The organism is Amycolatopsis sp. NPDC051106, from assembly GCF_040682775.1.
Taxonomy (GTDB): Bacteria; Actinomycetota; Actinomycetes; order Mycobacteriales; family Pseudonocardiaceae; genus Amycolatopsis.
In genome coordinates, this window is record NZ_JBFBBQ010000208.1 from 1 (window position 1) to 1265 (window position 1265).

Below are 1265 nucleotides of genomic sequence, written 5' to 3' on the forward strand. Positions count from 1 at the left end.
TGAGCTTGCCCCAAGGTGGCGGACACCGTCAGAGTGGTTGTCATGACCGCTGGAGGTTGTTCAGATGGCCAGTACATTCTCGAGAGAGTTCAAGACGCAGATCGTGGAGTTGTTCCGACAGGGCGGCCGAACGTTCAAAGACATCGCTGAAGAGTTCGATCTCTCCGCAACAACAGTCGCGAACTGGGTGCGGCAGGACGCCAACTCCCGAGGAAAACTATTGCCCGAGGCGAAGCCGGGCAACAGCCCGAAGGATGACAAATCCGAGATTGCCGCGTTGAAGCGTCAGCTGCAACAGAAGGAAGAAGAACTCGAGATCCTGGGAAAAGCATTGGCCTTCTTCGCACGCCGCAAGGACCAGTAGACATCTACGGATGGATACACGCGGAGAAGGCCCGCAACCCGCACCGATCGATCAGCCTGATGTGCCGTGTCCTGGGCGTGTCCCGCTCGGGCTTCTACGACTGGCGGCGCCGGCTCGCCGCACCACCTTCGCCGCGTGCGGCCGAGAAGCATGCTCTGCTCGATCGGATCACCACCCTGCACACGCAGTACGGCGCCTACGGCTCGCCGCGCATCCACCGCGAACTCGTCCGATCGGGCGCGCGGGCCGGGCGGCACCGAGTGGCCCGGCTGATGCGGGACAACAACATCGTCGCTGTCCGCGGGAAACGCAAGGCCAGGCCTCGCGCCGCGCCGCCGGTGCGGCGACCGGAGATCAAGGACCTGGTGCACCGCATCTTCGATCGGCCTCGCCCGAACATGCTGTGGTTCACCGACCTCACCATGATCAAGACCGGCGAAGGCCACCTGCGCGCGGCCGTGATCATGGACGCCCACAGTCGCCGGGTGATCAGCTGGGCCACTGCCGACCACGAAACACCCGACACCGCCTATCGGGCACTCCGCGATGCCATCGCGCTACGGAAACCTCCGCCCCGGTGCATCATTCACAGTGACCGCGGCTATCAATTCACGTCCGAAACCTGGCTCAAAATCGTCTGCGAAGCCCGGATGATGCCGTCCATCGGCCAACGACACAGCGCGCTGGACAATGCCGCCATGGAATCCTGGTTCGGGTCATTCAAGAACGAAGAAATACATCCCTACCCACAACCAAAAACAAACCGAGAAGCACGCCTTATACTGCTGCGGTACATCAACTTCTACAACAACGAGAGATTGCACTCTTCACGTGGCTATCGCAGTCCGGTAGCCTACGAATCAACACACGCCCACCTGTCCGCCTGACCGGGGCAAGCTCA

At 61.6% G+C, this 1265-nt stretch carries 2 protein-coding genes; both read left to right on the forward strand.

Features of this window, described 5'->3' with window-relative positions:
* Nucleotides 1-64: 64 nt before the first annotated feature.
* Nucleotides 65-364: a transposase gene (locus tag AB0M83_RS48575; RefSeq protein WP_364529658.1), complete on the forward strand. Its 300-nt coding sequence runs from the start codon at nucleotides 65-67 to the stop codon at nucleotides 362-364.
* A gap of 14 nt (nucleotides 365-378) precedes the next feature.
* The gene (locus tag AB0M83_RS48580; protein WP_364529661.1) at nucleotides 379-1251 is read left to right on the forward strand and encodes an IS3 family transposase; all 873 of its coding nucleotides are present in this window, start codon (nucleotides 379-381) and stop codon (nucleotides 1249-1251) included.
* The last annotated feature ends 14 nt before the right edge of the window (nucleotides 1252-1265 follow it).